Origin of the sequence: uncultured Azonexus sp., assembly GCF_937982035.1 — a bacterium.
GTDB lineage: Bacteria > Pseudomonadota > Gammaproteobacteria > Burkholderiales > Rhodocyclaceae > Azonexus.
This window is the reverse complement of the sequence record NZ_CALJNI010000024.1, coordinates 1-7,311: the sequence shown is the minus strand read 5'-3', so window position 1 is coordinate 7,311 and position 7,311 is coordinate 1. Positions and strand designations below refer to the sequence as shown.

The following is a 7,311-nucleotide window of genomic DNA, read 5'->3' as shown; positions in this document are numbered from 1 at the left end:
GGCACCTTCGCCTACACCGACAAAAATGCCGGCATCGGCAACAAGACGGTGACTGTAAGCGGCGTGACGGTGAACGACGGCAACAGCGGCAACAACTACAACGTCACCTACGCCGACAACACCACCAGCACCATCAACAAGGCCAACCTCATCGTAACCGCCAACGATGCCAGCAAGACTCACGACGGTCACCCCTTCTCTGGCGGTAACGGCGTTGGTTACTCAGGCTTCGTCAATGGCGAGAGCAGTACCGTACTCGGCGGCAGCCTGGCTTGGGGTGGGACATCCCAAGGCGCAATCAACGTCGGCAGCTACATCATCACGCCATCCGGCCTGACCAGTAGCAACTACGCCATCGCATATACAGATGGCATACTTACCATTGCAGCTCTTCCGCCAGTGCCAACCAATGTACCAACAGTTCCCGGAGCACCAGTCAATGGCTTTGACGCTGCAATGGCCTCTGTCCACTCGGGGGGGACCGCCAACAGCTCAAATGGAAATAGCAAGGACACCATCATGGGCAATCTCTCCTCAAACCTGTTGGCGCTCGCGCCGGAAGACCAACAGGACATTAGCGGCACCAACAAGGCAGGCACGGTGTTGCCCGGCATCCCTGGCTTTACGATCACCCCCTGCGGACAGGCGTTACCACCTGAAATCACCCTCCAATGTCAGTAAATCAGTCATGAAACGCCTTGCCTCCCTGCTATTTCTCGCCCCAGCTGCAGCGTTTGCGCAAATGGCACCCGATGCCGGGCAGTTGCTTCAACAGCTCGGCCCGCCTCCCGTATTGTCCGCTCCCAAGTCGTCGCCAACCCGTATCGAGGAAAAACGACCGGACTCGCCTGCTGATGAGGCCCGAATTGCCGTCAAGGCATTCCTCATCAGCGGCGCCCACGCCATCCCCGTCGCCGAATTGCAAGCACTGATCGCTGACAGCAGCGGTAAAGAATTTACGCTTGCAGATATCGACGTTCTGGCGCTACGCATCACGCGTTACTACCGGGAAGCGGGCTATCTGGTTGCCCGCGCCTATGTGCCAGCACAGGAAATCAACAACGGGGTACTGGAAATCGCCGTACTCGAGGGCGTGCTTGGCAAAGTAGAGATAGAGAACAGGGCAGGCATCGGAGGAGCCGCACTGGCAACAATCAACGCATTGCAAACGGGCGCAGCCCTGCGGAGCTCAACGCTTGAAAGCAGCCTACTCGCACTCAGCGACCTGCCGGGGGTAGAGGTACGCACAACCCTGCGCCCGGGTGAAACCATAGGTGCCTCTGACTTGCTGGTTGAGGTTCAGCCTGGACGGGTGCTGACGGGCTCGATCGATCTCGATAATTTCGGCAACCGTTTCACTGGTGCCTATCGCCTGGGCGGGAACTTCTCCTGGAATAATCCTGCAGGACTGGGAGACCAAATTAGTGTACGCGCCCAGGGTAGTGACGAGGAGATGACCTACCTACGCCTCGGCTACCAGTTGCCCGTCGGTCCATGGGGCACGCGACTTGGAGTCGCCTGGTCGGAAATGCGTTACCTGCTAGGCAAGGATTTTGCCGTACTGAATGCGGATGGACGGGCAACAACTGCCAGTCTCTATGCCCAGCATCCGTTGCTGCGTCGCCGCGATGCAAATCTCTTCGTCGCGCTGCAATACGATGGCAAATCGCTGCTTGATCGGATCGGTGCCACCAACACCCATGCCAGAAAATCACTCGATAGCTGGACTGTCAGCCTGCAAGGCGCAATGGCCGACGATATCGCAGGTGGTGGCATAAGTTCGGCATTGCTGTCATGGACGACCGGACGACTGGAAATGGACCGGGATTCGGCAATCATTGATCAGGCTTCGGCACGTAGCAAAGGACACTTTGATCGCTGGAATTTTGCCTTGAACCGCACGCAGCGCCTGACTGACAGATGGAGCCTGTTTTTGTCATGGACGGCGCAAGGCGCGAGGAAGAATCTGAGTTCCTCTGAGAAGTTCTCACTGGGCGGGGCCCAGAGCATACGAGCCTATCCCCAGGGCGAGGGAACAGGCGATGAAGGCCGGCTGCTTTCCGCCGAATTTCGCTGGCAACTTTCGGATACCTGGCAAGCGCTGGCGTTCTACGACGACGGACGGGTGAAGATCAACCACAGCCCGTGGACGCCGGAAACGAACCATCGCCATCTCGCTGGCACCGGTCTTGGTATCAACTATGCCAACAATGGGTTCACCGTCAAAATATTCACCGCTTGGAAAGCTGGCACGGGCAAGCCGACATCCGACATCGATCGATCGCCTCGCCTCTGGGCTCAGGCCATCAAAGTCTTCTGAGGGCCTAACGTTTTACCCTTTCCTAAGCTTGGCGCCGCTGCGGGAAATTCATCGTACCGGCAACGACCAGCCAGATCAGGGCGAGGACGGTGCAGGCGGAAAACACCGCATTATCCCCGAAATGCTGCGCAATGGTGCCACCGGCTGCACCGCCGATGAACAGGCCGATCGCCTGGGTGGTGTTGTACACGCCCAGTGCCGCGCCCTTGGCGGCCGGCGGCGCGGTACGCGAGACCAGCGACGGCAGCGTGGCTTCGAGGATGTTGAAGGCGACGAAGAACAGCAGCAGCCACAGGCCGAGCGTCCACAAGCTGGCGCTGAACAGGAACAGGCCGAGCTGGACGCAGGCGGTCAGGGCAATGGCGGCGAGGAAGATCGGCCGCATCTTGTCCTTCTTTTCGGCGGCGATGATCGCCGGCACCATGATCGCGAACGAGGCCAGCACGGCCGGCAGGTAGACCTTCCAGTGTTCCGGCGCCGTCAGGCCACCCCGGCTGAGCAACGCGTGCGGCAGGACGACGAACATGGCCATCTGGATCATGTGCAGCGTGCCGATGCCGAGGTTGAGCTTGAGCAGGTCCGGATTGGTCAGCACGGCACGCAGCGGCAGTTTCTGGTGTCCGGCCGGCTGCGCTGCCGCCGGCACGGCCTTGAGCAGCAGGACGATGGCGGCCAGCGCCAGCACGCCGGTCAGCGTGAACAAGCCGCCCATGCCGACCCAGCCGTAGAGCAGCGGCGCCCCGACCAGCGACAGCGCAAAGACCAGGCCGATCGACGAACCGATCATCGCCATCACCTTGGTCCGGTGTTCCTCGCGCGTCAGATCGGCGGCCAGCGCCGTCACCGCCGCCGAGATCGCGCCCATGCCCTGCAGCACGCGGCCGACGATCATCCAGTGCATGTCCGGCGCCCAGGCGGCGATGAAGCTGCCCAGCGCAAAAATCAGCAGACCGGCGACAATCACCGGCTTGCGCCCGACCCGATCCGAGGCCATGCCGAAGGGAATCTGGAATACCGCCTGGGTCAGGCCGTAAGCGCCCAGCGCCAGACCGACCAGCATCAGGTTGTCGCCGCCGGGCATGGTCGCGGCGTGCACGGAAAACACCGGCAGGATCAGGAACAGGCCGAGCATGCGCAAGGCGAAGATGGAAGCCAGCGAGGCGCCGACTCGGCGTTCCTGCGGGCTCATGCGATCGGAAGGGGAAGACATCGTTATAGGTGTTGTTGCATCGCAGCGAAGCGGCAATATTAGCAGGTTTGCCGAAGCCACCCCGAGCGGCGGCCGGGTTATAGTTGCGCCTATTGCTTCGTCATTTCCCCGTTCCGTACAAGGAGTGCATATGACAGACAACAACGACGCTTTCCGCCAGGGCATCGCCGCCGGCCTGGTCGCCCTGAGTCTGGGCACCGCCGGTTGCAGTCACACGATGTCGGCCGTTTTCGATGCCCCTGAACCGCCACCGATGATTGAGGAAGCAAGCGCACCGGCAGCACCACCACCTTCCATCGCCCCGCTGCCGGCCGAAGCCCCGCCTGCCGTCCGAGTGCCCGCGCCGGTCGCAGACCCGGCGCCACCGCCCGACACCAGCCTGGAACGGTTCCTCGCCGGCTGGCGCGACGCCTGGGCCGGCCGCGACGTCGCCGCCTACCTGGCGTACTACCACCCTGAATTCAAGGGCAACATGGTCAGCCCGGCGCAGTGGCGCAGCGCCCGCCAGCGCATCATCGGCCGCGCCGGCCAGATCGAACTCGAACTCGGCCAGCCGGAAATCCGCCGCGAAGGTGCTGACCGTGCCTGGCTGACCTTCGACCAGCGCTATCGCTCGCAGGCGCTGAGCGACGAAGGCATCAAGCAGCTCCAACTGCGCAAGGTCGACGGCCGCTGGCTGATCGAGCAGGAAGTGTTCACGCCACGCCAGCGCTGAGCAGCGGTGAAAGGCTGTACATCCATACAGCCTTCCGTGCAAAACACGCCGCTTTTGCGTATAGTTGCCGCTCCCCAACCCACGCAAAAAAGACGGCGATGGAAACCCTGCGCATTCGCGGCGCCCGCACCCACAATCTCAAGAACATCAACCTCGACCTGCCGCGCGATCAGTTGATCGTGATCACCGGCCTGTCCGGTTCCGGCAAGTCCTCGCTGGCCTTCGACACGCTCTACGCCGAAGGCCAGCGGCGCTACGTCGAATCGCTGTCGGCCTACGCCCGGCAGTTCCTGCAGTTGATGGAAAAGCCCGACGTCGATCTGATCGAAGGTTTGAGCCCGGCGATTTCCATCGAGCAGAAGGCGACCAGCCACAACCCGCGCTCGACCGTCGGCACCGTCACCGAGATCCACGACTATCTGCGCCTGCTCTACGCCCGCGCCGGCACGCCCTACTGCCCCGACCACGACAAGCCGCTGGAAGCGCAGACGGTGTCGCAGATGGTCGATCACGTGCTGGCGCTGCCGGCCGAGACCAAGCTGATGATCCTGGCACCGCTGGTGGCCAACCGCAAGGGCGAGCAGCTCGACCTGTTCGCCGAACTGCGCGCCCAGGGCTTTGCCCGCGTGCGCGTCGACGGCACCGTGTACGAACTCGACGCCGTGCCCAAGCTGGCCAAGTCGCAGAAGCACAACGTCGATGTCGTCGTCGACCGCCTGAAGGTGCGCGACGACATGCGCCAGCGCCTCGCCGAATCCTTCGAGACCGCGCTGCGCCACGCCGAAGGCCGGGCCATCGCGCTGGAGATGGATTCCGGCCAGGAACACCTGTTCTCGGCCAAGTTCGCCTGCCCGGTCTGCTCGTACGCGCTGCAGGAACTGGAACCGCGCCTGTTCTCGTTCAACAACCCGATGGGCGCCTGCCCGAAGTGCGACGGTCTCGGTGTCATCCAGTTCTTCGACCCCAAGCGCGTGGTCACGGCGCCGCACCTGTCGCTGGCCGCCGGCGCGATTCGCGGCTGGGACAAGAAGAACCAGTTCTACTTCCAGATCATCGAATCGCTGGCCGAACACTACGATTTCACGGTCGACACGCCGTTCGAGCAGCTTTCCGACGACGTCCGCCAGATCATCCTCTACGGCTCCGGCAGCACCGCCATCAACTTCCGCTACGCCAACGAGAAGGGCACGCGCTTCGACCGCAGCCACAGCTTCGAGGGCATCATCCCCAACCTCGAACGGCGTTACCGGGCGAGCGACTCCAATGCCGTGCGCGAGGAACTGTCGAAGTACATCAGCAATTCGACCTGCCCGACCTGCAACGGCACCCGCCTGCGCGTCGAGGCCCGCCACGTGCGCGTCGGCGACAAGACGCTGCACGAGATCAGCCGCCTGCCGCTGGGCGAGGCGCGCAATTACTTCAACTGCCTGCAGCTGCCCGGCCATAAAGCGCAGATCGCCGACAAGATCCTCAAGGAAATCACCGCCCGGCTGACTTTCCTGATCGACGTCGGCCTCGATTACCTGTGCCTCGAACGCTCAGCCGAAACCCTGTCCGGCGGCGAGGCGCAGCGCATCCGCCTGGCCTCGCAGATCGGCTCCGGCCTGACCGGCGTCATGTACGTGCTCGACGAGCCGTCGATCGGCCTGCACCAGCGCGACAACGACCGCCTGCTGCAGACGCTGCGCAACCTGCGCGACATGGGCAACACCGTGCTCGTCGTCGAACACGACGAGGACGCCATCCGCACTGCCGACTACGTCATCGACATCGGCCCCGGCGCCGGCGTGCACGGCGGCTCGGTGGTCGCCGAAGGCACGCCGGCCCAGGTCGCCGCCAACCCGGCCTCGCTGACCGGCGCCTACCTGTCCGGCGTGCGCGAAATCGCGGTGCCGCAGAAACGCCGGCCGCCAAACCCCGACAAGCAACTGCAGGTCGTCGGTGCCTACGGCCACAACCTGCGCGACGTCACGCTGGAGATTCCCGGCGGGCTGTTCACCTGCATCACCGGCGTTTCCGGCTCGGGCAAGTCGACGCTGATCAACGACACGCTCTACGCCGCGGCCGCCAAACACCTCTACGGCTCGACCACGGAACCGGCGCCGCACAAGGAAATCCTCGGTCTCGACCTGTTCGACAAGGTGATCAACGTCGACCAGTCGCCAATCGGCCGCACGCCGCGCTCCAACCCGGCGACCTACACCGGCCTGCTGACGCCGATCCGTGAACTGTTCTCGCAGGTGCCGGAGTCGCGGGCGCGCGGCTACGGCCCCGGCCGCTTCAGCTTCAACGTCAAGGGCGGCCGCTGCGAAGCCTGCCAGGGCGACGGCATGATCAAGGTCGAAATGCACTTCCTGCCCGACATCTACGTCCCCTGCGACGTCTGCCACGGCAAGCGCTACAACCGCGAGACGCTGGAGATCCAGTACAAGGGCAAGAACATCCACGACATCCTCGGCATGACCGTCGAGCAGGCGCGCGAATTCTTCGACCCGGTGCCGGTCGTCGCCCGCAAGCTGCAAACCCTGGTCGATGTCGGCCTCTCCTACATCACCCTCGGCCAGGCGGCGACCACGCTGTCCGGCGGCGAAGCGCAGCGGGTCAAGCTGGCGCTCGAACTGTCGAAGCGCGACACCGGGCGGACGCTGTACATCCTCGACGAACCGACCACCGGCCTGCACTTCGCCGACATCGAACTGTTGTTGAAAGTGCTGCACCGCCTGGCCGACCACGGCAACACCATCGTCGTCATCGAACACAACCTCGACGTGATCAAGACCGCCGACTGGATCATCGACCTCGGCCCCGATGGCGGCGACGGCGGAGGAACCATCGTCGCGACCGGAACGCCCGAGCAGCTGGCCGAACACCCGCTGCGCATCGGCCTGTCGATGAACGTCAAGGTCGACCTGCACGACCAGAGCGGCCCGGCCCTGGCCCAGGACGGCGTCCCCGCGCCGGACACCCAGTCGCCTGGAACCCAGCCGCCGGCGGCCGCGCCCGAAGCGGGGGCCACGGACGACGCCCAGGCCATCCCGGCCGAGGTCATGTTGCTGCGCATGCGCG

General features: G+C 63.8%; 5 protein-coding genes. 4 read left to right on the top strand and 1 reads right to left on the bottom strand.

The annotated features are described in order from the left end of the window. Both Q0799_RS15115 and Q0799_RS15110 read left to right on the top strand, forming a co-directional pair. A partial coding sequence (locus Q0799_RS15115; RefSeq protein ID WP_298399845.1) for an MBG domain-containing protein occupies positions 1 to 681 on the top strand: 681 nt, incomplete at its 5' end. Positions 682 to 688: 7 nt separating this feature from the next. Continuing rightward, entirely contained in the window at positions 689 to 2,320 is a 1,632-nt protein-coding gene (locus Q0799_RS15110; RefSeq protein ID WP_298399844.1) for a ShlB/FhaC/HecB family hemolysin secretion/activation protein, read from the top strand. Between the two features lie 22 nt (positions 2,321 to 2,342). Here the strand turns inward: Q0799_RS15110 and Q0799_RS15105 are convergent, their stop codons facing one another. Further along, complete coding sequence (locus Q0799_RS15105; RefSeq protein ID WP_298399842.1) at positions 2,343 to 3,509, bottom strand: MFS transporter; 1,167 nt, start codon at positions 3,507 to 3,509, stop codon at positions 2,343 to 2,345. 151 nt (positions 3,510 to 3,660) lie between these two features. Here Q0799_RS15105 and Q0799_RS15100 point away from each other — a divergent pair, with 151 nt between their 5' ends. Both Q0799_RS15100 and uvrA read left to right on the top strand, forming a co-directional pair. Beyond that, complete coding sequence (locus tag Q0799_RS15100; RefSeq protein ID WP_298399840.1) at positions 3,661 to 4,245, top strand: hypothetical protein; 585 nt, start codon at positions 3,661 to 3,663, stop codon at positions 4,243 to 4,245. Between the two features lie 98 nt (positions 4,246 to 4,343). Next, on the top strand, positions 4,344 to 7,311 hold a 2,968-nt coding region (uvrA, locus tag Q0799_RS15095; RefSeq protein ID WP_298399838.1), incomplete at its 3' end, for an excinuclease ABC subunit UvrA.

Bases quoted from the DNA above. Each gene is read 5' to 3' on its own strand.
- Q0799_RS15110 (WP_298399844.1), top strand. From the start codon at position 689: ATGAAACGCCTTGCCTCCCTGCTATTTCTCGCCCCAGCTGCAGCGTTT.
- Q0799_RS15105 (WP_298399842.1), bottom strand. From the start codon at position 3,509: ATGAGCCCGCAGGAACGCCGAGTCGGCGCCTCGCTGGCTTCCATCTTC.
- Q0799_RS15100 (WP_298399840.1), top strand. From the start codon at position 3,661: ATGACAGACAACAACGACGCTTTCCGCCAGGGCATCGCCGCCGGCCTG.